This is a genomic window from Xanthomonas euvesicatoria (assembly GCF_013112235.1).
Taxonomy (GTDB): domain Bacteria; phylum Pseudomonadota; class Gammaproteobacteria; order Xanthomonadales; family Xanthomonadaceae; genus Xanthomonas; species Xanthomonas euvesicatoria.
The window spans coordinates 1,032,163-1,057,611 of the sequence record NZ_JABFFS010000001.1 but is presented as its reverse complement, the minus strand read 5'-3'; the positions used below and the strand labels follow the sequence as shown (position 1 = coordinate 1,057,611).

The 25,449-nt window shown below is 67.5% G+C and carries 22 protein-coding genes; 11 read left to right on the top strand and 11 right to left on the bottom strand.

Annotated features, from left to right (window positions below):
• Positions 1–21 precede the first annotated feature (21 nt).
• Both HLH45_RS04425 and HLH45_RS04420 read right to left on the bottom strand, forming a co-directional pair.
• Entirely contained in the window at positions 22–1,128 is a 1,107-nt protein-coding gene (locus HLH45_RS04425) for a type II toxin-antitoxin system RelE/ParE family toxin (protein ID WP_029820587.1), read from the bottom strand.
• Positions 1,115–1,321 (bottom strand): hypothetical protein, encoded by a 207-nt coding sequence (locus HLH45_RS04420; protein WP_008577177.1) that lies wholly within the window; start codon positions 1,319–1,321, stop codon positions 1,115–1,117. The genes HLH45_RS04425 and HLH45_RS04420 overlap by 14 nt, the downstream gene beginning before the upstream one ends.
• 271 nt (positions 1,322–1,592) lie before the next feature.
• On the opposite strand from HLH45_RS04420, the gene HLH45_RS04415 reads away from it, so the two are divergent.
• Complete coding sequence (locus HLH45_RS04415) at positions 1,593–2,120, top strand: CcdC protein domain-containing protein (protein ID WP_008577178.1); 528 nt, start codon at positions 1,593–1,595, stop codon at positions 2,118–2,120.
• 25 nt (positions 2,121–2,145) lie between these two features.
• Here HLH45_RS04415 and HLH45_RS04410 read toward each other — a convergent pair whose 3' ends face one another.
• The 3 genes from HLH45_RS04410 to HLH45_RS04400 form a co-directional block, all read right to left on the bottom strand.
• A complete protein-coding gene (locus tag HLH45_RS04410; protein ID WP_008577180.1) occupies positions 2,146–3,411 on the bottom strand; it encodes a phospholipase D-like domain-containing protein in 1,266 nt (421 codons plus the stop codon).
• Positions 3,412–3,534: 123 nt separating this feature from the next.
• Positions 3,535–4,083, bottom strand: coding sequence for an RNA 2'-phosphotransferase (locus HLH45_RS04405; RefSeq protein WP_008577182.1), 549 nt, complete (start codon positions 4,081–4,083; stop codon positions 3,535–3,537).
• Between the two features lie 158 nt (positions 4,084–4,241).
• A complete protein-coding gene (locus tag HLH45_RS04400) occupies positions 4,242–5,075 on the bottom strand; it encodes an SDR family oxidoreductase (RefSeq protein WP_008577184.1) in 834 nt (277 codons plus the stop codon).
• A gap of 100 nt (positions 5,076–5,175) precedes the next feature.
• Between HLH45_RS04400 and HLH45_RS04395 the strand changes: the two genes are divergently transcribed.
• The 3 genes from HLH45_RS04395 to HLH45_RS04385 all read left to right on the top strand — a co-directional run bounded on the left by HLH45_RS04395 (position 5,176) and on the right by HLH45_RS04385 (position 8,209).
• Positions 5,176–6,078: a LysR family transcriptional regulator gene (locus HLH45_RS04395; protein WP_008577185.1), complete on the top strand. Its 903-nt coding sequence runs from the start codon at positions 5,176–5,178 to the stop codon at positions 6,076–6,078.
• Positions 6,079–6,185: 107 nt separating this feature from the next.
• The gene (locus HLH45_RS04390; RefSeq protein WP_029820594.1) at positions 6,186–6,734 is read left to right on the top strand and encodes a YdeI/OmpD-associated family protein; all 549 of its coding nucleotides are present in this window, start codon (positions 6,186–6,188) and stop codon (positions 6,732–6,734) included.
• A 113-nt stretch (positions 6,735–6,847) separates the two neighbouring features.
• Positions 6,848–8,209: an MFS transporter gene (locus tag HLH45_RS04385; protein ID WP_033479277.1), complete on the top strand. Its 1,362-nt coding sequence runs from the start codon at positions 6,848–6,850 to the stop codon at positions 8,207–8,209.
• Between the two features lie 223 nt (positions 8,210–8,432).
• Here HLH45_RS04385 and HLH45_RS04380 read toward each other — a convergent pair whose 3' ends face one another.
• From HLH45_RS04380 to HLH45_RS04360, 5 genes are all read right to left on the bottom strand, one after another.
• Positions 8,433–10,730 (bottom strand): FUSC family protein, encoded by a 2,298-nt coding sequence (locus HLH45_RS04380; protein ID WP_008577191.1) that lies wholly within the window; start codon positions 10,728–10,730, stop codon positions 8,433–8,435.
• Positions 10,727–12,187, bottom strand: a complete 1,461-nt coding sequence (locus HLH45_RS04375) for an efflux transporter outer membrane subunit (protein WP_046932699.1) — start codon at positions 12,185–12,187, stop codon at positions 10,727–10,729. Before HLH45_RS04375 ends, HLH45_RS04380 begins: the two co-directional genes overlap by 4 nt.
• On the bottom strand, positions 12,184–13,107 hold the full coding sequence (locus HLH45_RS04370) for an efflux RND transporter periplasmic adaptor subunit (protein ID WP_008574651.1): 924 nt from the start codon (positions 13,105–13,107) through the stop codon (positions 12,184–12,186). Before HLH45_RS04370 ends, HLH45_RS04375 begins: the two co-directional genes overlap by 4 nt.
• Positions 13,104–13,322: a DUF1656 domain-containing protein gene (locus tag HLH45_RS04365; RefSeq protein WP_008574653.1), complete on the bottom strand. Its 219-nt coding sequence runs from the start codon at positions 13,320–13,322 to the stop codon at positions 13,104–13,106. Before HLH45_RS04365 ends, HLH45_RS04370 begins: the two co-directional genes overlap by 4 nt.
• 88 nt (positions 13,323–13,410) lie before the next feature.
• A complete protein-coding gene (locus tag HLH45_RS04360) occupies positions 13,411–13,863 on the bottom strand; it encodes a MarR family winged helix-turn-helix transcriptional regulator (protein WP_008574655.1) in 453 nt (150 codons plus the stop codon).
• 130 nt (positions 13,864–13,993) lie between these two features.
• Here HLH45_RS04360 and folE point away from each other — a divergent pair, with 130 nt between their 5' ends.
• The 4 genes from folE to HLH45_RS04340 all read left to right on the top strand — a co-directional run bounded on the left by folE (position 13,994) and on the right by HLH45_RS04340 (position 21,108).
• Positions 13,994–14,596 (top strand): GTP cyclohydrolase I FolE, encoded by a 603-nt coding sequence (folE, locus tag HLH45_RS04355; protein ID WP_008574657.1) that lies wholly within the window; start codon positions 13,994–13,996, stop codon positions 14,594–14,596.
• A gap of 19 nt (positions 14,597–14,615) precedes the next feature.
• On the top strand, positions 14,616–16,085 hold the full coding sequence (locus HLH45_RS04350) for a DUF3375 domain-containing protein (protein ID WP_008574658.1): 1,470 nt from the start codon (positions 14,616–14,618) through the stop codon (positions 16,083–16,085).
• Positions 16,072–16,773 (top strand): DUF4194 domain-containing protein, encoded by a 702-nt coding sequence (locus tag HLH45_RS04345; protein WP_008574660.1) that lies wholly within the window; start codon positions 16,072–16,074, stop codon positions 16,771–16,773. Before HLH45_RS04350 ends, HLH45_RS04345 begins: the two co-directional genes overlap by 14 nt.
• 273 nt (positions 16,774–17,046) lie before the next feature.
• Positions 17,047–21,108, top strand: coding sequence for an SbcC/MukB-like Walker B domain-containing protein (locus HLH45_RS04340; protein WP_033478877.1), 4,062 nt, complete (start codon positions 17,047–17,049; stop codon positions 21,106–21,108).
• Positions 21,109–21,156: 48 nt separating this feature from the next.
• On the opposite strand, the gene HLH45_RS04335 is transcribed toward HLH45_RS04340, so the two are convergent.
• Complete coding sequence (locus HLH45_RS04335) at positions 21,157–21,996, bottom strand: sulfite exporter TauE/SafE family protein (RefSeq protein WP_033478878.1); 840 nt, start codon at positions 21,994–21,996, stop codon at positions 21,157–21,159.
• 70 nt (positions 21,997–22,066) lie between these two features.
• Between HLH45_RS04335 and HLH45_RS04330 the strand changes: the two genes are divergently transcribed.
• From HLH45_RS04330 to HLH45_RS04320, 3 genes are all read left to right on the top strand, one after another.
• A complete protein-coding gene (locus HLH45_RS04330) occupies positions 22,067–22,453 on the top strand; it encodes a YchJ family protein (RefSeq protein ID WP_008571430.1) in 387 nt (128 codons plus the stop codon).
• 184 nt (positions 22,454–22,637) lie between these two features.
• On the top strand, positions 22,638–22,844 hold the full coding sequence (locus HLH45_RS04325; protein ID WP_008571431.1) for a hypothetical protein: 207 nt from the start codon (positions 22,638–22,640) through the stop codon (positions 22,842–22,844).
• 175 nt (positions 22,845–23,019) lie between these two features.
• On the top strand, positions 23,020–25,182 hold the full coding sequence (locus HLH45_RS04320) for a lytic murein transglycosylase (RefSeq protein ID WP_008574667.1): 2,163 nt from the start codon (positions 23,020–23,022) through the stop codon (positions 25,180–25,182).
• Positions 25,183–25,449: the final 267 nt, after the last annotated feature.

Genomic DNA, 25,449 nt, shown 5'->3' with positions numbered 1-25,449 from the left:
TGTGTGGCAGGCAACCAGCCCTCAGCGATACGGCCCCGGCCCACGCCAGACCGGTTCGCCCTGGCGGTAAACCTCCATCATGTTGATGACTTCGCGGGCGTCGCCGATGGACTTCAGTTCGGGCGAATCCGGCGGCAGCAGGCGGCATTTGCTGGAGCCGCGCTTGAGCGCGACATCCAGCGGGCAGATCATGCGTTGCTGGGTGCCGGGCAGGATGATGGCGATTTCCTGCATGCCTTGTTCTTTCCAGGCGCGCAGCTGGGTTTCGCTGCGCACGTCGTAATAGACCTGGAAGCCGCCGATATCCAGGCTGGGCTGGGCGTTGTTGCGGTCGTTGCGGCGGCCCTGGCTGATGGTGGGGGTGTTGGCCATGCCGTCTTCGGCGCCGTCGGCCGGTTCGTCCAGCATGCCCGGCGGCCTGCCGGTCCAGGTGTCCGGGCGGCGCTGTGCGGATGCCGCCGGCGGTGCGGGCGGTTGCGGCGGGGTGGGGCGTTGCTGGCGACGCGGCTGGCGGCGTTCGGCCAGGCTGCCTTGCGCGGTATCGCCCTGCGGCGGCACCGGATTTTTGGCCTGCTGCACCAGCGTGGACTGCACCGGCGAGGCCGCCGGTGGCGGCTGCACGGGCGTGGATGTCGGTGGTACCGGGGTGGGCGAGGGCACCGGCTGATCGGGCTGGGAGGTGTCGCCGACAAAATCCACCTTGATGCGTCCACCGCTGGCCGAGCCCTGCGGCGGGGTCATGGCGGGGGTGGAGGCCGACAGCAGGATCAGCAACATCAGCACGTGCAGCAGCGCGCTGATCAGCGCGGCAATCCACGGTTCGATGCGTTCGATCAGCGGCTCGGTGCGGGGCAGCCAGTCGCTGGCATCCAGATGGACGTGCAGCACCTGCAGGGCGCCCTCGCGCACGCGGTAGACCAGCACGTACGGGGTCTGCTTGACCACCCATTCGCGGGTGCCGGGCACGCGGCCAGCGCGGCCACGGCCGGGTTGCTCGGCCAGGGTGCGGGTGGCTTCCAGCACCTGCCGCGCCATCGCGGCAGCGGCGGTCGGGTTGAGCGCGTGGTAGTGATCCTGGGCGTGTGCAAGCTGCGTGGCGGCCGGGACGGTCCAGTCACGCCGTAACATCAACGCCCCATCTGGCGAACAGTGCGCTCACCTGTGCCGGAGTCGTCAACGCGCCCTGATCTGCAGCGGCAATGCCGTCCTGCACCGCGGCCTGGAAGCTGGCGTCGGCCACGACGCGGACCACGTCACTCCATCCAGCCGTCTCGGGCAGCGTGTCGATCAGCATGTGGGCGTCTTGCTTGATGGCGGACATGGCACGGCGGTGGGGGAGCACTGCGCAAGTCTACCCGCGCCGCTCCTGTTCGCGTGTGGCAGGCGCCGGCGTCCGCGCGCGGCGTTCACCGGGCAGGCGGCAAGCGCCTGCGCGGCAGCGGGCTGGGTGGCGCACGGCCTAACCGCATGCCCGATGCCGGCAGCGACCGGCAGTGCTGCCGCCTGCAGAAAGTGACACTTGGCACCTTGTTCGTGCCCATGGCTGGTTTCATTCTGCGCGGGTCGCTTCACTCATTCGCAAAGGACTCGCCATGCCTGCCGCTGCCATCGCACCCCTGACGCCGTATCTCTCGATGGCCGCCATCGGCTACCTCTACTACCGGCGCATCCGGCGCAGCTTCGGGCGCCAGCAATGGAAGCCGGTGGCCACGGCGGTGCGCAGCGCGGTGCTGCTGATCGCGGTGGCAGCACTGGCGTTCGCGGTGTACGGCTTGCCGCAGGTGCGGCTCGGTATTGCCGCAGGCGCGCTGGTCGGCATCGGCCTGGGTGCGCTGTCGCTGCGCTACACGCATGCCGAATGGGTGGATGGCCAAGGCTGGTACACGCCCAATCCCTGGATCGGCGGCGGCTTGATGCTGGTGTTGCTGGGGCGCCTGGCCTGGCGCTGGGCCGATGGCGCGTTCACTGCCGGTGCGGCGGCGGCCGGTTCGCAGGCCAGCCCGCTGACCCTGGGGATTGCCGCGGCACTGGTGCTGTATTCGCTGGTGCACGTGGGCGGGTTGTGGTGGCGGCTGCGCCAGCTGCGCCTGCAGGCAGGCGCTGCGGGGGCGGTACGCTGACCCCGCCGCGATTGGCCCTGCGCGCTCACACCTGCGAGCGGAACGGGAACACCAGTTTCTCGCCAAGCCTCTGCCGCAACGGCCGCGCGCGCCAGCGCTCCAGCGAATACTGCTCGGCACGTTGCAGATCGCGTTCGAATACCTCGGTCATGCGTGCGGCCAGCGTGCGGTCGTAGACATTCAGGCTGGCCTCGTCGTTGAGGCGGAACGAGCGGATGTCGAAATTGGTGGAGCCCACCGACACCAACAGGCCGTCGATGATCAGCAGCTTGGTATGCAGCATGGTGGGCTGGTATTCGTGGATCTCGATGCCGGCCTGCAGCAGCGGCTCCCAGCTGGCCTTGGAGGCCAGCCGCACCGAGACGGCATCGATATGCTTGCCGGGCAGCAGCACCCGGATGCGCACGCCGCGCGTACGTGCTTCGAGCAGCGAGCGGGTGATCAAGGCATCGGGTACGAAATACGCCGCAGCCAGGTCGATGCTGCTGCGTGCGGCGGCGATGGCGATCAGGTACATCAGGTGCATGCTTTCGCTGCCGCCGGCCGGCGAGGCCACGAACAACTGCGCATCGCTGTCGCCGGCAGCCTCCAACGCCGGGTAATACTGCGCGCCGTTGACCACACGGCCGGTGGTCTTGATCCAGTTGTCGTTGAAGGCGGTCTGCACCTGCGCCACCACCGGGCCCTCGATGCGGTAGTGGGTGTCGCGCCAATGGTCCGGGTCCTGCGCGTCGCCCATCCATTGGTCGGCCACGCCGACCCCACCGGTGAAGCCGATGCGGCCATCGATCACCAGCAACTTGCGGTGGGTGCGGTTGTTGATGCGGTGCAGGTTGTACCAGGCCAGCGGGCGGTAGCGATGCACCTCCACGCCGGCCTCGGTCATGGTGTCCACCAGTGCATGGTCCATCTTCAGGCTGCCACCCCAGTCGATGGTGACCCGCACATCCACCCCGGCACGCGCGCGCTCGGACAAGGCGTCGCTGAACTCGCGGCCGATCTCGCCCGACCAATAAATATAGGTTTCGAACGTGATGGTGTGCTGCGCGCTGCGGATGGCCTCCAGCATGGCCGGAAAGATCTCGCGGCCGTTATTGAGCACGTCGATCCTGTTGCCCGGCAGGATGGCCGGCCCCAGCAACACCGACATCTCGCGCTTGAATTGCGGATCGGCAACGTCGTACAGGTGTTTGGGGATGTGCTCGAGCTTTTTCTCCGGCGTGGCGAAGTTGAGCAGCAGCAGCCCCACCAGCAAGGTGACCGCCACGGCGGCCACGATGATCCATGTCATGCATCCCACTCCGATGTCCCGCCACTGCGGGCGCAAGCGGCCGGCATTTTGGCAAGGCCGGTGGCATGGGGTTTGTGAAGGGGCAGCAGCAGGAGGTGGCATGCACGCGATGTGCTGCCTGCCTCACTGCACCAGATGCAGGTAGTTCGGCGGTACATGCCGCGTCAGCCAGACGCCGTTGTCGGCCTGGTAAAAAACATGGCCGTCCTCGTGCATCTGCAGGCTGTGCACGCGTAGCACACTGGGTGCGCCGTGCCGTGCGCCGACCGTGGTGGCGGTCTTGGGATCAGCGGACAGATGCACATGATGGCGTTGCCCGGGCTGCAGGCCTTGGGCAAGGATCGCCTCGAGAAAGCGGGTCGCGGTGCCGTGGTACAGCATCGATGGCGGTGTGCGCGGCATATGCACCAGAGCGACGGTCGCTGTGGAGTGGCCTTGGACTGCGCGGATTTGCCGACCATCGGCAGACAGCGCAAAGCGCTGCTTGTCGTTGCTGGAGACCACTGCACGGATCAGGTCTGCATCCAGCGCCCTTCCAGCGGCAGTGGCGGCAGCGATCAGGGCATCGATGTCTGCCCATCCTTCGCGATCCAGTGTCAGCCCGATGGACTGCGGTGCATGGCGAAGGACATAGCTGAGGAACTTGCTGGTCTCGGTGTGCAGCGAGCGCATGTGCAGTGCTGGGATGTGGTGCGTGGATGCGAGTCTACCGCCGCGCGCTGCGCAGACCCCACGCACTGCACGATGCGCGGCATGCAGAGCGTGTCTGCGTGCGGCGTCGCGCAGGCACATCGACATCCACTTCCGTGTCTGCGTCTGCGTCTGCCGCATCACGGTGGCGGGCTGTCGGTCGACAGGGCAATGCCGCGTTGCGCCTCGAGTTCGGCCAAGCGAGCGCCCAGGGCCTGCCGGATGGAATGGTAGGCGCTGGCACCCATCACCAGACGCCGCGGTGGCGGGGCGTGTTCGGTGCTGGCGATCATCGCCTCGACCATGCGTTGCGGGTCGCCGGCGATGACCCAGCTGCCATCGTCCAGTGCGCGGCTGAGCGCCCCGACCGGCGTGTCGGCGTAGTCGGCAGGAATGTGGGTGCGCACCAACGCGGCGCCGAAATTGGTACGGGCCGGGCCGGGTTCGGCCAGGGTGAAGTGGATGCCGAAGCCGGCAACTTCCTGCTGCACGGCCTCGACGAAGCCTTCGATGCCCCACTTGCTGGCGTGGTACAGGCTGAAGCCGGGATAGGCGATCTGCCCACCTTCCGATGACACCTGCACCACGTGTCCGCCGCCCTGCTGGCGCAGCCGCGGCAACACTGCCTGGATCACTGCGATGGAGCCGATGAGGTTGGTGTCGATGATCGCGCGGACCTGCGCCTCGGTGGCGGCCTCGGCCGCGCCCAGCGTGCCGTATCCGGCATTGCTGACCACCACATCGATGCGACCCAGCGCTGCGAATGCCTGCGCCACCGCTGCGTGCACGGCTGCAGTCTCGCGCACGTCCAGCTGCAGCACCGTCGCTGCATCGCCATACCGGGCCTGCAGATCGGCCAGCGCTTGTGGTTTGCGGACGGTGGCGACGATCCGGTCGCCGCGCGCCAGCACGGTCTCTGCCAGGAGGCGGCCGAAGCCGGACGATGCGCCTGTGATGAGCCAGGTCTTGGACATGGGAGTGGCCTTGTTCGCTGGAGAAGGCGTCACTCTAGGAAACGGGAATTGTTGGGTCTATGCCATAAAATTCGAATGACTTGATGCGGTTTTGCCACCAATGTCCAAGCCCAGCTTCAACGATCTGGTCGCCTTCACTGCGGTGGTCACGCACCGCAGCTTTCGGCGTGCCGCCGCGGAGGTGGGCTTGGCGCCGTCCTCGCTCAGCCATGTGATCAGCGCACTGGAGCGCAATCTCGGCGTGCGCCTGTTGCACCGGACCACCCGTAGCGTGTCGTTGACCGAAGCCGGCGAGCGCCTGTACGCAAGGCTGGTGCCGGCGCTGCAGGAGGTGGACCACGCGTTGCTGGCACTGGACGATTTCCGTGGCGGGCCCAGCGGCACGGTACGCATCAACGCACCGGAAGTGGTGGTGCAGGTCTTGCTGCAGCAGGTTGTGCCGCAAGTGCTGGCGCGCCACCCGGCGCTATCGGTGGATCTGGTGAGCGAAGGCCGGCTGGTGGATATCGTGGCTGCAGGATGCGATGCCGGCATTCGCTTCAGCGAGTCGGTGCCGCAGGACATGGTGGCGGTACCGTTCGGTGGGCCTACGCGTTTCCTCGCCGTCGCGGCGCCCGCCTATCTTGCGCGCGCCGGGATTCCATCAACGCCCGATGCCTTGCACCGGCATGCCTGCATCCGCCATCGCATGCCCAGCGGCCGGCTGTACCACTGGGAGTTCGAGCGCCGTGGCGAGGAGGTGGTGATCGATGTGCCCGGGCGGCTCACCCTGGACCAGATCGCGCCGATGCGCGAGGCGGCCGAAGCCGGCCTTGGCATCGCCTACGTGCCCGAGTACGCGGTCAGCGCCGCGCTGCAACGCGGCACGTTGGTGCCTGTGCTGGACGCATGGTGTCCCACCATTCCGGGGCTGGTGCTTTACTACCCGGGGCATCGGCATCTTCCGCCGGGTCTGCGCGCCTTTATCGAGACGCTCAAGGAGCTGCTGCCGCAGCACGGCTGAAGCGCACCTCACGGCTCCGACCATGGCGCTGCCTGCACGATCACGCGTGCGCCAATGCGCGGCAGTAACAGCAGAACCCGGCGGTGTGCGGTGCTATGGTTCGCGCCATGCGTCCGGCCGCCGCCATCCGGTTCACTGCCACCTTGCTGCAACCGGCAACGCCGGCCGATGCCAGCTGGCTGTTTCTGCTGCTGCCTGCAGCGGCGAGCAACGCGTTGCCCACGCGCAGCATGGTGAGCGTCACCGGGACGGTGGCCGGGCACCCACTGCAGGCGACGCTGCAGCCGGACGGGCGGGGCGGGCATTGGCTGACGATCGAACGCGCCCTGCAGCAGGCAGCCGGTGTGTGCGCTGGACAGACGGTGGCGCTCGCGCTGACGCCCGTGGCCGAAGAGCCCGAGCCGCTGGTGCCGGACGATCTGCATGCAGCGCTGGCCGCGCATCCGGCCGCGCGTGCGACCTGGGACGACATCACCGCCGTGGCGCGGCGCGATTGGATCTTCTGGGTGGTGTCCGGCAAGAAGGCCCAAACGCGGGGCAAGCGCATCGCCACCGCATGCGCCATGCTGGCCTCGGGCAAGCGGCGTGCGTGCTGTTTCGATCGCTCCGGCAAGTACAGCCACGCGCTGGCGGCACCCACGCCAAAAGCGGGCTGAAGCAGGCGGTCCGGTGTGCGAGTTGCCGCCATCTATAAGCCAAAATGCTTACATGCGTCACACAAGCGCGCACCTATACTCCGGGGCTGTCCCACCGAAGAGGTTCTGACCGCATGAGCGCACCCCCATCGTCTCCGATCGCTGCCGGTTCTGGCACAGCTGCCGGCAGCCTTCGCCGCTCGGTGTCCAACACGCTCAAGGGCTCGGCCGGCAACCTCGTCGAGTGGTACGACGTCTACGTCTATTCGGTGTTCGCCACCTACTTCGAGTCGCAGTTCTTTTCCAAGGAAGACAAGAACGCCACCATGTTCGTGTGGGCGATCTTTGCGATGACGTTCCTGATGCGCCCGATCGGCGCGTGGTACTTCGGCCGCTTCGCCGACCGTTATGGCCGCCGCCTGGCGTTGACCATTTCGGTATCGGTGATGGCGCTGTGCTCGTTCGTGATTGCGATCACGCCCACGGTGGCCACGATCGGCATCGCTGCGCCGATCATCTTGCTGGTGGCGCGCCTGCTGCAGGGCTTTGCGACCGGCGGCGAATACGGCACCAGCGCCACGTACATGTCCGAAGCGGCGATTCCCGGCCGGCGCGGGTTTTTGTCGTCGTTCCATTACGTGACGCTGGTGGGCGGGCACGTACTGGCACAGACCACCTTGCTGATCATGTTGCATTTCTTCGATGCGTCGCAGGTCTCCGAATGGGGCTGGCGCGTGGCGTTCGGGCTGGGCGGCATCGGCGCGTTGGTGGTGTTCTGGCTGCGCCGCACGATGGATGAGTCGCTGAGCTCCGAATCCATCGCCGATTCGCGTACCGGCAAGGCCAAGGCCTCCGGCTCGATGCGCGAATTGTTCGTCAATCAGTGGCGTCCGCTGCTGTTGTGCTTTTTGATCACCGCCGGCGGCACGATCGCGTTCTACACCTATTCGGTCACCGGGCCGAAGATGATCCAGACCGCGTTCGCCGGTGGCGACGTGATGGCCGGCACCATCATCAATCTGGTGGCGCTGACCGTGCTGATGCTGATGCAGCCGGTGGGCGGCTGGTTGTCGGACATCGTCGGGCGCAAGACCTTGCTGGTGTTCTTCGGCATCGGCGGCGTGCTCTACACCTGGTTCCTGGTGATGGAACTGCCCAAGCAGACCGACTGGTTGACCGCGTTCGCAATCCTCACCGTGGGCTTTGTGATCCTGACCGGCTACACCTCGATCAATGCCGTGGTGAAGGCGGAATTGTTCCCCACCCACGTGCGCGCGCTGGGTGTCGGTCTTGGCTACGCGCTGGCCAATTCGGCCTTCGGCGGAACCGCGCCGTTGCTGTATCAGGCCTCGCTGAAGACCAACCACGTGAACGAGTTCGTGATCTATGCGACGGCGGTGATTGCGGTGTCGTTGGTGGTCTACATGTTCTTCCTGACCAACAAGGGCAGCAACTGGCTGGACGACGAAGCGGCGATGCATCAGCGCAAGCGGTGATGCGCGCGCGGGCAGAGCCCTTCCCTTCTCCCTGCGGGACATTGTCCCCCCTCATGGGGTGAAGGTGCCCGAAGGGCGGATGAGGTACGTGCGAAGCCTCGTGTCATTCATTGCTGGGCGGCTTCGCCCCGTACCCTCACCCCAACCCCCGCTCCGCGCCCCAGCCCGCGCCAGCAGCGCGGGCGCTCCAAGGCACGCGCGCCAGTGGCGCGCAAGCAGTGCCTTATCGCCCCGAGGGGAGAGGGGCTGACGGCGGCCGGGTATCGGCGTTCCCATGGGTACGCGGCGCCTTTTGCGCAAACACGCTGTAACGCAAACCAATCAATCCCAACAACGCTTCATCACGATGCGCGCCTGCCGGCACCTTGCCCACGCGCGTCAGCGACATATCCAGACGATCACGCAAAGAGTCAGGCCCAGGCAACGGACGCTTCCGTGCAACCTGCCGCCGGTAGTGCGCAGCCACGTCGCGCAACATCGCGTCCACCGCATCGCGACTGGACGCCGGCAAGCCATGCCGTGCGCGGCGCAGCTGCAGGATGTTCAAGCCTACGCGCACTTCGTTGAGCATATCCACCGAGGCCAGGTCGCTACCTTCCGGCGTCAACGCCAGCCGTGGCGCAAGCAGACCAAGCAGATCCAGCATGCGTGCGGCAAAGTGCTGGCGATCCTGCGCGCCATGTCCGTCGGCGGCATCGGCCAGCGTGCGCCAGCCCTGGCGCACCAGTCGGCGCGCGCTCCATTCGGCACCGACCGAACGAAACAGACGCGTCAGCACCACCGCAAACCCGATCCCCAGCACCATCGCCACCGCCGCGTTGACGAAGCTCTGCAGGTTGGCGCTGTAGGTGTTCTGCAGGCTCAGCAGCGCGGTGAGGTTCACCACCAGCGGCAAGGCGATCAGCATGCTCCCGGGGCGATGCAGCAGTGCGCCCAATGGCAGGAAGACCGCCGCCAGCACCACCACCAGCATCGGGAAATCGTGGATGGCCGGGAAGATGCCGAACTGATAGATGCCGGCAACCACGCTGGCCACCACCGCCCAGGTCAGGAACGACAGCATGCTCGGCGCGGGGTCGTCCTGCGCGGCGAAAAACGCAGCAGTCACTGCGGCCATCATCGCGCCGTTGCCGCCGCCTTCCCAGCCGATGCCGATCCACAACACGCAGTACGCCATCAGCGCGAAGCCGGCGCTCAGCGCGGAAAATGCGGCCATGCCCAAATCGATGTGGCGCGTGGCGTGTGCCGCAACCGGAGTGTCAGCAATCTCTGCAGAGGGATGGCCCGATGGCTGCCACGCTGCCGCACGCGTTGACGAGCGCAGCGCCGCGTCGTCCTGCGTGGGCACGGCCGGCTGCGCCGCGCGATGGCGCGAGAAGCCCAGGCGCTGCAGCAACGCCCCGGGCCCTGCGGAACGCGCCGCGGCATCACGCGCTGCAGGGTCGGTTTGTAAGGATGCAGCAGGTGCCGGCGCCGGCAGCGCACGCAGCGCAACGGGCGCGGTGCCCTGCACCAGCGCCTGCTGCAACGCGCGGCAGTCCTGCCACAGGTCGAGCAGCTCCTTCAGGCGCAGCAGCACACTGTCCAGCAGCAGGTGATCGATGTCCTGATCCACCACCGGGCGCAGTGCCTCGATGCGCGCATGCAGTGCATCAGCCTGGCGGGCGGCATCGGCATCGGCACTGCCGGTGTCGGCGACATGATCCACCCACGCAGCAACAGCCTCCAGCAATGTCGCCAACTCCGGCCCGTGCGCGGCGTCGTCGCGCTGCAAGGCCTCCAGGCGGTCGGCAATCGACGACAGCACCGGCAACAGCATCAGCATGCGTGCGCGCAACTGTTCCAGCGCAGGCGCGGCGCCGGCATGGCGTGGGTCGTCATGGCGCACGAAGGCGATCAGGGCCTCGAACTGCACCAGATCGGCCGCCAGCCGATTGCGCGGCGCCTGCGACGGGCCGCGCTGCAGCACCTGGCGGCACCACTGCGCGGCGTCCTGCATCCAGTTGCCGATCCGCGCGGTGAGCATCGGCTTGACCGAGGCCGGGAACAACAGCGACGCGAACAGCACCGCCATCACCGTGCCCAGGATGATCTCTTCGCTGCGGGCCACCACGGTGTCGAAGATGCCTTCCGGCGAGGTGACCGCAGGAAAGCCGATGAAGGCGGTGGTGTAGCCGGCCAGCAGGAATGCATAGCCGCGCGGGCCGCGATTGAGCAGCGCCAGGAACAGGCAGGCCGAGAGCCACAGCGCCATCGCCGCGCTCAGCAGCAACGGCGTTTCCACCAGATTCGGCAGCATCACCAAGGTGGCCACACCGGCCAGCAAGGTGCCGAGCACGCGGTACACGCCCTTGGCACGGGTGGGGCCGAGCAGCGGTTGCGAGACGATGTAGACCGTGGCCATGGCCCAGTACGGTCGCGACAGATTGCCGGCCAGTGCGACATACAGCGCCGCGATCGAGGCGGCAAAGGTCTTGGCCGAAAACAGCCAGGCCTGGCGATCGCGCAACAACGGGCTCATCGTGCAGCCGTGGTGGTATTGCGCCCGGCGTCGGCATCCCAACCGCCGCCCAGCGCCAGAAACAGCTGGATCTGGTCCTGCGACACCTGCGCCTGTGCGTTGGCCAGGGTCATCTCGGCGCTGGCCAGGGTGCGCTCGGCGTCCAGGCTGGACAGGTACGGCGTGCGTCCGCCCTGATACAGGCGCCGGTTTTGCGCCGACGCCAGCTCGGCCTGTTGCTGCGCCTGTTCCAGCAGATGCAGGCGGTCCAGGTCCTGCGCATAGCGCGACAAGCTGGTCTGCACCTCGCGCAAGGCCTGCAGCACGGTGTTGTCGAACTGCGCCAGCGCCGCATCGGCGCCGGCTTCGGTGGCGCGCACCCGCGCACGCGCACCGCTGGAGGGCAGCGTCCAGGAAATCAGCGGGCCCAACGACCATGCGTGTGTGGCCGGCTCGCCGAAATCCGCCAGCAGGCCGGTGGCGCCGATCGAACCGCCCAGGCGGATGTCCGGATACAACGCGGCAGTGGCCACGCCGATGCGCGCGGTGGCGGCGGCGAGCCGGCGCTCGGCCTGGCGCACGTCTGGGCGGCGCGCCAGCAGCGCGCGGCCATCGCCGATCGGGATCGGCTGCTGCACTGCAGGCGCGTGCGCGCAGCTGTCCACGCCGGGCGGCAACTCGCCGGGCGTCTTGCCGAGCAGCGCGGCCAATTGGTAACCGGCGGCCTGGCGGCGTGCGCGCAACGGCGGCAGCGCCGCTTCCAGCATCGCCACCTGTGCGGTGGCGCGCGCCAGATCGGGCGGCGTGCCGCGACCGGCCGCGATCAGGCGCTGGGTGATCTGGCGGCTGTGTTGCTGCAACTGCAGCGAATGCGCGGCCACCTGCAGCTCATGGTTGGCGTGGCAAATCTCCACATAGCTGCCGGCCACCTGCGCGGCCACGCTGACGCGCGCCAGATCGATCGCCGCCTGCGCCACCTGGGTGTCGGCGTGCGCGGCTTCGGCGCCGCGTTGCAGCTTGCCGAACAGATCGAACTGGTACGACACGCCGAACTTGCCATCGGCCAGGTTGAATACCGGCAGCTTTTCTTCCTGCAAAAATGCTTCGGCCGAGACCTGCGCGCGGCTGACGCCGGCTTCCACGTCGTAATCGAACCCGCCGGCATCCATGGCCTGTTCGTACACCGCGGCAGCGCGGCGCAGGTTGGCACCGGCCACCTTCAATTCGACGTTGTCGCGCAGGGCCTGCTCGATCAGGCCATCCAGCATCGGGTCCTGATACAGCGCCCACCAGCGCGCCGGCAGCGCGGCGCCGGGCTGCACCTGCGCGTTGCCGGTGTCCAGGAACGCGGCATTGGCGGCCGGGCGCTGGTAGGCCGACTCGGCCGGCACCGCGTAGTTCGGGCCGACCGTGCTGCAGGCACTGAGCATGCTCAGCAGTGCGGCCACTCCCAGCGGACGCAACATCGCGCGGTTCATGGCGCCGCCTTGGCCTGCACATGGGCAGGCGCGGTCGCCGGGGTTGGGTGCGCTGTGTCGGGCAGAATGCTCACCGTGGCAGTACGCCCTGCGATCAACTGCACATGCGCAGGCACGCGATCCAGCACGATGCGCACCGGGATGCGTTGCGCCAGCCGGACCCAGTCGAACGCCGGCGTGACATTAGGCAGTGCGCCGGCGCTGCCGCTGCGGTAGCGGTCTTCGATCCCGGCGGCGATGCTCTGCACATGCCCCTGCAGCGTGACCGGCTCGCCCATCAGCTGCACGTCCACGCGCTGGCCGGGGTGCACGCCCTGCAGGCGGGTTTCTTCGAAGTAGCCATCGACGCGGAACGAGCCGGTGTCCAGCACCGCCACCACCGGACGCCCGGCGTTGACGTAGTCGCCGACCCGCACGGTGCGGTCGCTGACGCGACCGTCGGCCGGGCTGCGCACCTGGGTGCGGTCCAGGTTGAGCTGGGCCAGATCCACCGCCGATTGCGCGGTGGCCACTGCGGCCTGCGCCTTCTGTACGTTGGAGCGGCGCACTTCGGCATCTTCGGCGGCGACCAGATCCTGCAGGCTGCGGTCGCGCGCGATCTCGCGGCGCAACTGGGTCAGCGTAGCCTGGCGTTCGGCCAGCGCGGCGCGCGCCTGTTCCAGCGCGATCGCATAGCGCGCGCGGTCCACCACGAACAGCAATTGCCCGCGCGTCACCGGTTGGTTGTCGGCCACGGCGACCGATTCCACCAACCCGGAGACGTCCGGCGCCACCTGCATCACATCGGCGCCCACGTGCGCATCGCGCGTCCACGGCGCCTGCATGTAATAACGCCACAGGTGCTGCAACACCCACGCGGCCAGCACCACCATCGCCAGGGTCAGCAGTGCCGGCCCCGCGGTCTTGATCAGCTTTTTCACGATTGCATCCAACGGGTAAGGAAGAACAGGCCGCCCAGCAGTGCGATGTACAACGCCAGGTTGAACAGCGCCGGGTGCCAGATGTAGCGGTAGGCGCCAGCGCGGGTCAGCAGCGCGGCGATGCTGCTGTTGAGCAGGTAGGCCAGCGTCATCAACGCCAGCAAGGTGGGTACGAACACACCGTAGAGACTGAATTCGCCGTACATCGGGCACATCCTGGAAAAAGAACCACAGCGCCCGGCGCAGCGCGCCGGGGCATCGGAAAGGGCACAACGGGCGTCGCGCGCGACGCCGACAGCCGACTCAGTCGGCCTGGCTCAGACGCGCATGCGCCTGCGCGATCTGCTCCCACAAGGTCAGCACCACCTGCACGTCGGCGTCGCTGAGTGCGCCCAACACCTGCGCACGCAGTGCATCCAGGCGGATCTCGATCTGGCCGACCAATGCCTGGCCTGCATCGGTGAGCCACAGCTGGTTGGCGCGGCGGTCGCTGCTGTCGGCCTCGCGGCGCAGCAGGCCCTGCGCGGCCAACTTGTCCAGCAAACGCACCAACGAGGGGCCTTCCATGCCCAGTTGCTGGGCCAGCGCCACCTGGCGGATGCCGCCGCCGGAGCGCCCGATCATCAGCAACGGTCCGGTGCAGGCGCTGGACAGGTCGAACTCGGCAAACGCCTGATCGGCCAAGCGTTGCCACTGACGGGCAGCCACCAGCAGGCCGGAACTGAGCTGGGCGCGTGGAGAAAGAGCAGGTTTCATAATAGATAGGATGCTATCAATTCATAAATGAATCAATAGTCACTGAATATGTGCAAGCTGGCGCAACCGCCACTGGGGCGGCCGGGCCGTCCTCGGGTACCATGCACGCCCCCTTTGGGTGCACCTGCGCATGAGCCAGTCCAACCAGCCCGATTCCTCCGTCACCCAGACCCAGGCCGAAGAGGCCGTGCGCACCCTGTTGCGCTGGGCGGGAGAAGATCCCACGCGCGAGGGCCTGCTGGACACCCCGCGCCGGGTGGCTGAAGCCTACGGCGACTGGTTCAGCGGCTATCGCGAAGAACCGCGCGAATACCTGGAACGCACCTTCGAGGAAGTGGCCGGCTACGACGAGTTGATCGTGCTGCGCGACATTTCCTACGAAAGCCATTGCGAGCACCACATGGCGCCGATCATCGGCAAGGTGCACGTGGGCTATCTGCCGCGTGGCAAGGTCGTCGGCATCAGCAAGCTGGCCCGCGTGGTGGAAAGCTACGCGCGCCGCTTCCAGGTGCAGGAAAAGATGACCGCGCAGATCGCCCAATGCATCCAGGACGTGCTGCAGCCGCTTGGCGTGGGCGTGGTGGTGGAAGGCGCGCACGAGTGCATGACCACCCGCGGCATCCACAAGCGCGGCGTCAGCATGGTGACCTCCAAGATGCTGGGCACCTTCCGCGAAGATGCGCGCACCCGCGCCGAATTCCTGCAGTTCATCGAAGTGGGCGGCAAGCGTTGAGGCAGTCGCGGCAGCGCCCATGAAGCACCAGGCACGTATCGCCGGTTATCGGCAACTGCGCGAGCAGCCGGTATGGAAACTGCTCGCCGCCGACCACGCACCCGAACTGGTCGGCCTGCTGCAGACGGTGCTGATGGATGGCGAACGCCGCCTGCCTTCGGCCGTGTTGCACGAACGTTTGCAGCGCCAGCTCGACGCCTTGCGCGCCGACGAGCTCTCGCGCGAACTGCCGCGCACCGCACAGGCATATCTGGCGCATTGGTTGGCACAGGGCTGGCTGGAACGCCGCCTGCCTGAAGGCGCAGCCGAAGAAGAATACGAACTCTCGCGTGCCGCGACCCAGGCCATCCGCTTCATCGCCGGCCTGCGCGAAAGCAGCAGCAGCGCCACCGAAAGCCGCCTGTCGCTGGTGATCCAGCAACTGGTGCAGCTGGCCGGACAGACCGAGGCCGATCCAGAGCTCCGGCTGGCCGCGCTGCGCGATGAACGTGCGCGCATCGATGCCGAAATCGAACGCGTGGCCTCCGGCCGCGTGGCGGCGCTGGACGGCAAACGCGCGCTGGAACGCGCGCGCGACCTGATCCATCTCTCTGACGAGCTGGCCGAGGATTTCCACCGCGTGCGCGACGACTTCGAGCAGCTCAACCGCCAATTCCGCGAGCGCATCATCGACGACGAAGGCGCGCGCGGCGACGTGCTCGAACAATTGTTCAACGGCGTGGATGTGATTGCAGACAGCGAAGCCGGGCGCACCTTCGAGGCGTTCTGGAGTCTGCTCAACGACACCCAGCAAAGCAGCCAGCTCGACCAGGCGCTGGATGCGCTGCTTGCCCGTGGGTTTGCCCGCAAGCTCGATCGCCGCGAACGCGCCTTCTTGCGCGGGCTGACCGGCACGCTGCTGGAACGCGGCGGCGAGGTGCACACGGTGATGCAGCATTTCGCGCGCAGCCTGCGCGGGTTCGTGCAAAGCCGTGGGTATCTGGAACAGCGCCGGCTCAATCAATTGCTCAAGCAGGCGCAGGGCGAAGCCTTGCAATTGCGCGACAGCCTGCACGCCACCACCGCCACCGGCTATACGCAGGCACTCAGCAGCAGCCGCCTGCGCTCGCTGTCGCAATGGCGGCTGCACGATCCACGGCTCACCCAGGTCGATGGACGCGTGCAGGCCGCCGACGCGGCCGAGATCTCGCTGGACAGCGTGGGCGATCTGGTCGCGCAATCGGAGATCGATGTGCGCAGCCTGCGCAACGACCTGCATGAGCTGCTCGGCCAACGCCCGCGGCTGACCATCGGCGACGCCTTGCAACAACGCCCGGCCGTGCAGGGCCTGGGCAGCGTGATCGGATACCTGTCGCTGGGCACGCGCCACGGCATGGTGATCGAAGGACAGATGGAAACGGTGCAATGGGAAGGCAGCGACGGCGCCGTGCGGCGCGCGCGCATTCCCTTGGTGTGGTTTACCCGGGAGAAACGCAATGAACTGGTCTGAGGACGCCGGCCCGGACGCCGACGAGAGCACCGCGGTGTCGGCCATCGACGACCGCATGCCGATGACGCAAGCCTCCAGTGCCGAGCCGCGCGGCGAGCTGTTTTTAGGCGACACCGGCACGCTGCCGTTCGACGCGCGGCGTGCGCTGTGCCAGTTGCTGGCAGGGCCCAGCATCGATGCGCAACGGCACGGCGCGCTGTGGCCGGCGTTGTTGCGCAACGAGGTGGCGATCCGCCAGGTGCTGTGCGAGCTGTTTCTGGAGCTGGTGCTCGACCGCGAGGGCGGGGTGGCCTTCACCCGCCAGGCCGACACCGCCGAGCTCGAATCGCCCACCTTGCTGCGCAGCGCGCCGCTGACGTTCATCGAGTCGGTGTTGCTGCTGTTCCTGCGCCAGCAACTGGCCGAGGCCGATACGCGCGGCGAGCGTGCGGTGGTGGACGAAGCGCAGTTGGTGGAGGCGTTGTCGGTCTACGAGAAGAACGTGTCCACCGATCGGGCGGGCTTCGCGCGGCGGGTGATGACGGCCATCGGCAAGATGCGCGACAACCAGTTGCTGTCGCGCTTGCGCGGCAGCGAGGAGCGCTATGAAGTCTCGCCGGTGCTGAAGCTGTTGTTCTCGGCGGAGGATGTGCAGGCCTTGGTGGTCGCGTATCGCGGTTTGCGGGAAGGGGATGTAGCTGCTGAGTAATTTTCCTTCTCACGCGCCGGCGCGCCGGCTTCCGTTCTCGCGTCGGGACATTGTCCTCCTTCATCGGGAAGAAGCTGCCCGCAGGGCGGATGAGGGCACGTTGTGGCGTGGTGCTTGGGAGCATGTCGTATGTGTTGCATCTACTGCGACGGCAGTTATAGGAATCGCAGCATCAACAGCAACAGCGCCGCAGCAACACACCACACAGCAGCGCGGCACCATGCGTCATCCGGTTTTTCGCGTTCCACGTCGTCCCGTTTTGATGAGTGAGCTATGAATTCCCAGTCCAATCTGTCGCCAGCGCAACCAGGTGCCTCCTTGTTTGCCGAGACGCTCGCCGAGCAACGTGCGCAGCAGTTCCGCATGCGGCGCTTGCAGGTGCACAACTGGGGCACCTTCAACGGGCTGACCGAAGTGCCGATCGCGGAGAAGGGCTTCCTGTTTGTCGGGCGTTCGGGCTCGGGCAAGTCCACCTTGCTGGATGCGATGTCGGCACTGCTGACGCCGCCGAGCATCGTCGACTTCAACGCCGCCGCGCGCGAAGCCGAGCGCAGTGGGCGCGATCGGAGTCTGGTGTCGTATGTGCGCGGTGCGTGGGCCGATCAGCAGGACAGCGCGTCCGGCGAAATCGCTACCCAATACCTGCGCAAGGGCGCCACCTGGACCGCGCTGGTGCTGGAATACGCAAATGCGCACGGCGAGGCGGTGAGCCTGATCCGCTTGTTCTGGATCGCCGGCAGCGGTAACGCGGCGGCCGATGTGCGGCGTCACTACATGGTCGCGCCACGCCGTTTCGACGTGGCGACCGAGCTGGATGGCTTCGATCTTGACCTGCGCAAGCTCAAGGCGCGATTGGGTGAGGACGTTGCGCATTTCGACGGCTTCGCCGGCTACGCCGAACGTTTCCGGCACGCGCTGGGCATCGGCAACGAGATGGCGCTGCGGCTGTTGCACAAGACCCAGTCGGCCAAGAACCTGGGCGATCTCAATGCGTTTCTGCGCGGCTTCATGCTGGACGAGCCGCGTACCTTCGAAGCGGCCGACCGGCTGGTGGAAGATTTTGCCGAACTCGATGGCGCGCACCATGCGGTGGTCACCGCCCGGCGCCAGGTGGAAACCCTGACCCCTGCGCGCGAGCACCACGCGGCGCTGATGGCGCTGCGCCACAGCGTCGGCGAGTTGCGCGAGCTGCAGCTGGGCGTGGACAGCTACCGCGAGCAGCAGCGGCTGGCCTTGCTGGAGGAGCGGCTGCAGGAGCTCGACAACCAGGACCGTGGACTGGCCGGCGAAGAAGGCCAGCGCCGCGAATCGCTGGATAACCACGAACAAAAACTGGTCGGCCTGGAGCGCGAACAGCGCGCCGCCGGTGGCGAGCAGATCGAGGAACTGGAACGCGAACGCGCACGCGTCGAGCGCGAGCGCGACGAACGCCTGCGCCGCCGTGCACAGATCGAACAGGCCTGCCGCCAGCTCGGCACCGCCCTGGCGGCCGGCGCCAGTGGCTTTGCCGCACAGATCGCGCATGCGCAGACCGTGCTGGATAACGGCAAGCATGACGCCAGCGCGCTGGATGAGGCCATCGCCGAACGCATGGGCGCGCGGCGCGACGACGAGCGCCGGTTTGCCGAAATCCGTGCCGAACTGGAGGCGCTGAAGCGCGCGCCATCGAGCATGCCCGCACCGATGCAGGCCCTGCGCGCGCGCTTGTGCGAAGACACCGGCATTGCCGAGGCCGCGCTGCCGTTCGTTGGCGAGCTGGTGCAGGTGCGCGAGGACCAGACGGCCTGGCGCGGTGCGATCGAGCGTGTGCTGCACGGCTTTGCGCAATCGCTGCTGGTGGACGAGCGGCATTACGCGCAGGTCAGCGAATGGGTCAACCGCACCCATATCGGTACGCGTCTGGTGTACTTCCGTGTGCGCCGCAACGACGAGCTGCATTCGCGGCGGGTCGATCCCGGCGCGCTGCCCGGCAAGCTGCAGCTGCGCGAGCACGCCTTTACCGAATGGCTGCGCAACGAGCTGACCCGTCGCTTCGACTACGCGTGCGTGGACAACGCCGGAGCATTGCGCAACGCCGACCGCGCGATCACCCGCGAGGGCCAGGTCAAGCATCCTGGCGATCGCTATGAGAAGGACGACCGCCACGCGGTCAACGATCGCAAGCGTTGGCTGCTCGGTCACGACAACCGCGACAAGCTCAAGGTGTTCGAGCGCGAAGCGCAGGCGCTGGCCCAGCGCATCGCCAGCTGCGATGCCGATGTGGCAGCGCTGCGCAAGCAGCGTGAGCAGGACCAGGAACGCCAACTCGCTGCGCACACCTTGGTGGAGCGCGACTGGGACGAGATCGATGTCGGCCCCAAGCTGCAGCGCCTGAGCGATATCGACGAACAGTTGGTGCAGCTGCGCGAAGGCAACAGCGGCCTGCGCGCGCTCGGGCAGGCCATCGACACTGCACGGACCCTGCGCGACCAGGCCAAGCGCACCTATGAAGATGTGCGGCTGGAGCGCGCGCAACTGGCGCGCGAACGCGTGCGGCTCGAACAGCAGCACGCGGCCTGCGCGGGCCGCGCCGGTTCCGCCACGCTCACGCCCACCCAGTTGCAGGGCTTGCGGGAACGGCTTGCCGCATTGACGCCGCTGTCGCTGGACAATCTGGAAGCGCATTTGCGCGTGGTCGAACGTGGCCTGGCCGAGCAGTTGGCCGACAGCCAGGGCCGCGACAGCCGGCTCAGCGCGCAGTTGCTGGAATGCTTCCGCAAGTATTGCCAGCAGTGGCCCGAAGACAGCGGCGATTTCACCGTGAGCCTTGCCAGCGCCGACGATTTCCTCGCGCGTCTGGACCGGCTGGAAAGCGATGGCCTGCCGCGTCACGAGCATCGTTTCTTCGACCTGTTGCAGACCCAGAGCAAGAACAACCTGCTGGCCTTGCAGCGTTACACCGCCGAAGCCCACAAGGGCATCAAGCAGCGCATGGACGAGGTCAACGCCAGCCTGGAGCAGGTGCCGTTCAATCGCGACACCGTGCTGACCATCGAGGTCGGCGACCGTCGCCTGGCCGAGGTGCAGGAATTCCAGCAGCAGTTGCGCGCGGTGCTGTCGCATCAACAGACCGAAGACCGCGCCCTGGCCGAAGCGCAGTTTTCCACCTTGCGTGCGCTGGTGGCGCGCCTGGGCGCGCAGGAACCGGAGGCACGCCGCTGGCGCGAACAGGTGCTGGATGTGCGCCTGCATGTGGAGTTCATCGGTGTGGAACTGGACGCGCAGACGCGCGCGCAGGTGGAGATCTACCGCAGCGGCGCGGGCAAGTCCGGCGGTCAGCGCCAGAAACTGGCAACCACCTGCCTGGCGGCCGCGCTGCGCTACCAGCTTGGCGGCGAAGACGGCGAACTGCCGCGCTACTGCGCGGTGGTGCTGGACGAAGCCTTCGACAAGGCCGACAACGAATTCACCGCGCTGGCGATGAACATCTTCGAGAACTTCGGCTTCCAGATGGTGGTGGCCACGCCGTTGAAGTCGGTGATGACCTTGGAGCCCTTCATCGGCGGCGCATGTTTTGTCGAAATCAGCGGCCGCCATAACTCCGGCGTGTTGCTGATCGAATACGACGAGCAGGCACAGCGATTGAAGCTGCCGGAGCGCTCGCGTGGCGATGAGGCAGCGGTGGCCGATGCCACTGACGCCGCGTCAGCGATCGAGGCTGCGAGTGAGCCTGTAGGAGTGCAGGGCGCTGCAAACGCAGACGGCATTACAGCTGATGGCCTCCCGCTACACATAGCCTTGCCCGTGCCCGGCGATACCTCACCCGCAGCGCAGAACACGCATAGTAGTAAGCGCAAGCCGGCAGCGGCGACGGCGACGGCGACGGCGAACAAGCAGAACAAAAACAAGCAAAACAAGAACGCCAAGACCACATCGCCCACACGCGCTGCGGCACAGCCTCACGCAAAGCAGCCGAAGAAATCGCCTTCGCGCACTCCAGCTGTGGCTGGCAAGCCGGTAGCGGACAAACGTACCTCAGGCGCGCAGCAAGCGCCGGCGGTGTCGTCAGGAGCTGCATCCAGGTCCAACGTGGGCAAGACCACGCGGTCTTCAAAAGCGCAGGGCAAGCCGATTGTGGCCGCAAACGCATCCAACGCCACGTCCAGCAAGGTCGCCGCCGCATCTGCGCCAGTGAAAAACACTGCCGCAGCCAAGCCACGTGCAACAGCCGCATCGACTGGTCAGCCAGCGCGTGGCGCCGGCAAGACAACCTCGGCGCGCGCGGTGGCTGAACCGTCACCGGCCACGACGCGCGTCGCCAGGGCAGGCGCCCCGAAGGCGCGCGGCAAGCGCTGAAGACAGTGCACAGGTGACGCCATCTGCAGGGTGACGTCGCCGTTTCGACTACGCTGCGTTGGCAGCGGGTGCCAGTGATGAGTGCAGCAGATCCCAGCCCATCTTGCCGATCAGCACGATCACCAGCACCAGGAACAATTTGCGGATCAATGGCGTGCCGCTACGTAACGCCATCCGTGTGCCGGCCACCGCGCCGGCCACGTTCGCCGCCGCCATCGGAATACCGATCGCCAGCATCACCTGTCCGCTGGGCAAGAAGAACGACAACGCCGCAAGGTTGGTGGCCAGGTTGACCACCTTCGCCGCCGCCGAGGCGCGCAGGAAATCCAGCCCGAAAAAGCGAATGAACAGGAAGATCAGGAAGCTGCCCGTCCCCGGGCCGAAGAACCCGTCGTAGAAGCCGATCGCCGCGCCCATCGCCAACGCGGTGGCCAGTTCGCGCCGGCCGATCTGACGTGGCCGATGCAGCGCGCCGAAGTCCTTCTTGATCAGCGTGTAGATCAGCATCGCAATCAGCAGCAGCAAAATCAGCGGCCGCACCGCCTGCCTGGGCATCAGGCTGACGGCGGTCGCGCCCAGGAACGAGAACGTAAACGCTGCCGCGGTGGCATACAGCACCGGCCGCCACGGAAAGCGCACCGTGCGCGCGTATCGCCACGCCGACGCAGCGGTGCCGAACATCGCACTGAACTTGTTGGTGCCCAGAATCAGCGACGGCGCCTGCTGCGGCAGCGTGGCAAACAGGCCCGGCAGCTGGATCAATCCGCCGCCGCCGACCGCCGCATCCACCAACCCGGCCACGAACGCAATGCACAGCAGCCACGGCAATTCGGTGGGAATCAGTTCCAGCAAGACCACGCTCCGCGCAACGGGGGGGGGCGACAGCATAGCCGCCGCTCCCGCGTCCCGCTTCGCAATGCAATCCCCAATCCCCAATCCCATCCCGCACAATCCCCGCATGCCGACCGCACCCACCGACCCCTGTCCCTGCGGCCGCCCGGCCGATTACGCACGTTGTTGCGGCCCGTATCACGCCGGTGCCGCCGCGCCCGACGCCGAGACGTTGATGCGCGCCCGCTACAGCGCCTACGTGCGCCGCGATGCTGCGTACCTGCTGGCCAGCTGGCATCCGTCCACGCGCCCGGCCGCGCTGTCGCTGGACGAAGGCGGGCGCACCACCTGGCTTGGCCTGAGCGTGCAGCGCACCCTCGAGACCGGCCCCGAGACGGCCGAGGTGGTCTTCCTGGCGCGCTATCGCATCGGTGGCGGCAGCGCAGTCCGCATGACCGAACACAGCCGTTTCGTGCGCGAGGCAGGTCACTGGTACTACCTCGACGCGCGCTGAGTCCCACGCCGACCGTCCCACTCCAACCCGACGTCGCCAGCCAACTGCGCCCTCGATGCACCGCCCGCCAGGCCTGTTCAGCCCGACGAACGGTCTTTACGCCCGCCATTTGTCGACGCCGCGTTCGCAGCCGATCGCCGAAGCTTGCCGCGCAGGCGAACTCCGCCGCGGGGGGACTTGGATCATGGCAACCTTCAATCTCTGGCAGTGGGTGCTTCTGGCGGCGGTCGTGTTCGCGATCGTGCTGCCGGCGTGCGTGGCGACCGCACTGATTCGCTTCGGCCCGCGCCACGATGCGCCGCGCCATGCCCGCACCCGCCGAGCGACCGACAACGCCCCATCCGCGCCGGCCCTGTCGATGCTGACCGGGATCACCGGCGACGGCAGCTGAGCCCGTCGGGCCGGCGGCCTCTCGCTCGCACCGAGCCGCCGGCCCCACCCAGGGACGCCTCACGTATCGCCTTCTGCACGCTTGTGACCCCCAGGTTGGCTATGCTCGGCGGCTAGACTTGCCGCGCAGGAGCACTTCGCCGCATGACGTCTGTCCACCCGCCGGCCATCGCGCCATGACGCTGGCCCGGCGTGCATTGCCGTTCGTGTTGGGACTGCTGCCGCTGGCAGCCTCTGCCGATCCGGCCTTCGACCGCTGCCTGGCTGGCCTGCAGCCCCAGGCCGCTGCCAAGGGCGTGGACGCTGCCAGCTTTCAGCGCTTCACCGCCGGGCTGGCGCCCGATCCCAGCGTGCTGCCGCTGCTGGATGCGCAGCCCGAATTCACCACGCCCATCTGGGATTACCTGGCCAGCCTGGTCGACAGCCAGCGTGTCAGCGACGGCCAGGCCATGCTGGTTACCCACCGCGAACTGCTTGCCCGCCTGTCCGAACAGACCGGCGTGGACCCGGCCACCATCGTGGCGGTGTGGGGCGTGGAGAGCGATTACGGCCGCGTCACCGGCAAGCGCCCGCTGCTGGTGTCGCTGGCCACGCTGTCGTGCGCGGGCCGCCGCCAGCCGTTCTTTCGCGGCGAATTCCTCGCCTTGCTCAGCCTGCTGCAGCAAGGCGATCTGTCGGCGGAAGGACTCACCGGCTCCTGGGCCGGTGCGTTCGGGCAAACCCAGTTCATGCCTTCGACCTACGCCCGCATCGCCGTGGATGGCGACGGCGACGGCCGCCGCGATCTGGTGACCAGCATTCCCGATGCACTGGCCTCCACCGCCAACTACCTGGTCAAGGCCGGCTGGGAACGCGCCCGTCCGTGGGGCATGGAAGTCACCCTGCCGCGGGGCTTCGACGCCAGCAAGGCCGGGCGCACCCGCCGCCAACCGCTGCAGGCCTGGCAACGCGCCGGCCTGCTCGGCACCGACGGCACACCGCTGGCACCGGCCGGACTGCCGGCAGAAACGCCGGCCGCCTTGCTGTTGCCGGCCGGTGCCAGCGGCCCGGCGTTCCTGGTGTTTGGCAACTACGACGCGATCTACGCCTACAACGCCGCCGAAAGTTACGCGCTGTCCATCGCCCTGCTCGCCGATCGCCTGCGTGGCGGCCCCGGCCTGATCGCGGCCTGGCCCACGGACGATCCGGGCCTGGGCCGGCCCGAACGGCGCGAACTGCAGCAGTTGCTGCTCGCCCGTGGCTACCAGATCGGCGAGGCCGACGGCATGGTCGGCAGCGCCACCCGCCGCGCCATCCAGGTCGAGCAGACCCGCCTGGGCCTGCAACCGGCCGACGGCCGCCCCGGCCAACGCATCCTCACCGCGCTGCGCGCCGCCCCGCCAGTTACCGGCGCCGCCGCCATGCGCGCCACCGCGTTCAAGCTGCCGGCCGCATACCCGGCCTTCGCCCAATCCCCCAGCGTCCACAAGGCATCCCCCATGTCCGACACCACCGGCCTGACCACAGGCGATTTCCACGGGTTTCCGTCGCTGCTGATCGACACCCCGTTCTCCACCGCCGCCATCAGCCTGTTCGGCGGTCAATTGCTCTCGTTCGTGCCCAAGGGCGGACAGGACGTGATGTGGCTCTCGCCCAGTGCCAAGCAGCCGCCTACCCCGATCCGCGGCGGCGCGCCGGTGTGCTGGCCGTATTTCGGCCGCCAGGACCAGACCGGCGACGTCCCCGCCCACGGCTTCGTGCGCACGGTGGCCTGGCAACTCACCGAAAGCCGCCGTGAAGACGACGGCACCGTGGTGCTCACGCTCACCCCGCCGCGTTTCGACGACCTGGCGCTGCGCCTGCGCATGACCCTGCGCATCGGCCGCACGCTGGAGCAACGCCTGATCACCGAAAACACCAGCGCCGCCCCGGTGCGTTTCACCCAGGCGCTGCACAACTATTTCCGTGTCGGCGACGCGCTCAAGGTCAGCGTGCAGGGCCTGGATGGCCTGGACTATCTCGATAAGTACGAGAACTACGCCACTGCCCATCGCCAGCAAGGCGACTGGAGCCTGCGCGACCCACGCGACCCCGGCCGCAGCGACCGCATCTACACCAATGCCGGCGGCCGCTACACGCTCACCGACCCGGTGCTCGGCCGCCGCGTCGTCATCGCTACCGAAGGCAACCGCTCGCTGGTGGCCTGGAACCCGGGCCAAGAGGCCGGCAGGCAGATGGCCGACGTGGGCGAGGGCTGGCGCGACTACGTCTGCCTGGAAGCGGCCAATGCCGGCCCGGACGTGATCGAACTCGCTCCCGGCGCCAGCCACACCCTGACCCAGACCATCAGCGTCGAGTAGCCGCCCAGGCCCGCGCTGCTGTCTACGCCAAAAATAAAGCAGCATCGAGGCTTCCTTCTCCCATCGGAAGAAGGTGCCCGAAGGGCGGATGAGGGTACGCGCGAAGCCTGGTGGAGGCTGAGCGCACATGTCGCTTCGCCCCGTACCCTCACCCCAACCCCTCTCCCGCAGGAGAGGGGCTTTCAGTAGAGGGGGACCTTGGGCGCATCAGACGACAGCCCACCCCAACCCCACCATTCAATCCACCGCTACACTCGCCGCTTCGCC

Excerpts from the sequence above, each read along its gene's own strand:
- HLH45_RS04375 (WP_046932699.1), bottom strand. The coding sequence starts at position 12,187 with ATGAACCGCGCGATGTTGCGTCCGCTGGGAGTGGCCGCACTGCTGAGC.
- HLH45_RS04380 (WP_008577191.1), bottom strand. The coding sequence starts at position 10,730 with ATGAGCCCGTTGTTGCGCGATCGCCAGGCCTGGCTGTTTTCGGCCAAG.
- HLH45_RS04350 (WP_008574658.1), top strand. The coding sequence starts at position 14,616 with ATGAAGCACCAGGCACGTATCGCCGGTTATCGGCAACTGCGCGAGCAG.
- HLH45_RS04400 (WP_008577184.1), bottom strand. The coding sequence starts at position 5,075 with ATGTCCAAGACCTGGCTCATCACAGGCGCATCGTCCGGCTTCGGCCGC.
- HLH45_RS04345 (WP_008574660.1), top strand. The coding sequence starts at position 16,072 with ATGAACTGGTCTGAGGACGCCGGCCCGGACGCCGACGAGAGCACCGCG.
- HLH45_RS04420 (WP_008577177.1), bottom strand. The coding sequence starts at position 1,321 with ATGTCCGCCATCAAGCAAGACGCCCACATGCTGATCGACACGCTGCCC.
- HLH45_RS04425 (WP_029820587.1), bottom strand. The coding sequence starts at position 1,128 with ATGTTACGGCGTGACTGGACCGTCCCGGCCGCCACGCAGCTTGCACAC.
- HLH45_RS04335 (WP_033478878.1), bottom strand. The coding sequence starts at position 21,996 with ATGCTGTCGCCCCCCCCCGTTGCGCGGAGCGTGGTCTTGCTGGAACTG.
- HLH45_RS04415 (WP_008577178.1), top strand. The coding sequence starts at position 1,593 with ATGCCTGCCGCTGCCATCGCACCCCTGACGCCGTATCTCTCGATGGCC.
- HLH45_RS04395 (WP_008577185.1), top strand. The coding sequence starts at position 5,176 with ATGTCCAAGCCCAGCTTCAACGATCTGGTCGCCTTCACTGCGGTGGTC.
- HLH45_RS04330 (WP_008571430.1), top strand. The coding sequence starts at position 22,067 with ATGCCGACCGCACCCACCGACCCCTGTCCCTGCGGCCGCCCGGCCGAT.
- HLH45_RS04385 (WP_033479277.1), top strand. The coding sequence starts at position 6,848 with ATGAGCGCACCCCCATCGTCTCCGATCGCTGCCGGTTCTGGCACAGCT.
- HLH45_RS04320 (WP_008574667.1), top strand. The coding sequence starts at position 23,020 with ATGACGCTGGCCCGGCGTGCATTGCCGTTCGTGTTGGGACTGCTGCCG.
- HLH45_RS04410 (WP_008577180.1), bottom strand. The coding sequence starts at position 3,411 with ATGACATGGATCATCGTGGCCGCCGTGGCGGTCACCTTGCTGGTGGGG.
- HLH45_RS04365 (WP_008574653.1), bottom strand. The coding sequence starts at position 13,322 with ATGTGCCCGATGTACGGCGAATTCAGTCTCTACGGTGTGTTCGTACCC.
- HLH45_RS04325 (WP_008571431.1), top strand. The coding sequence starts at position 22,638 with ATGGCAACCTTCAATCTCTGGCAGTGGGTGCTTCTGGCGGCGGTCGTG.
- HLH45_RS04340 (WP_033478877.1), top strand. The coding sequence starts at position 17,047 with ATGAATTCCCAGTCCAATCTGTCGCCAGCGCAACCAGGTGCCTCCTTG.
- HLH45_RS04360 (WP_008574655.1), bottom strand. The coding sequence starts at position 13,863 with ATGAAACCTGCTCTTTCTCCACGCGCCCAGCTCAGTTCCGGCCTGCTG.
- folE (WP_008574657.1), top strand. The coding sequence starts at position 13,994 with ATGAGCCAGTCCAACCAGCCCGATTCCTCCGTCACCCAGACCCAGGCC.
- HLH45_RS04405 (WP_008577182.1), bottom strand. The coding sequence starts at position 4,083 with ATGCGCTCGCTGCACACCGAGACCAGCAAGTTCCTCAGCTATGTCCTT.
- HLH45_RS04390 (WP_029820594.1), top strand. The coding sequence starts at position 6,186 with ATGCGTCCGGCCGCCGCCATCCGGTTCACTGCCACCTTGCTGCAACCG.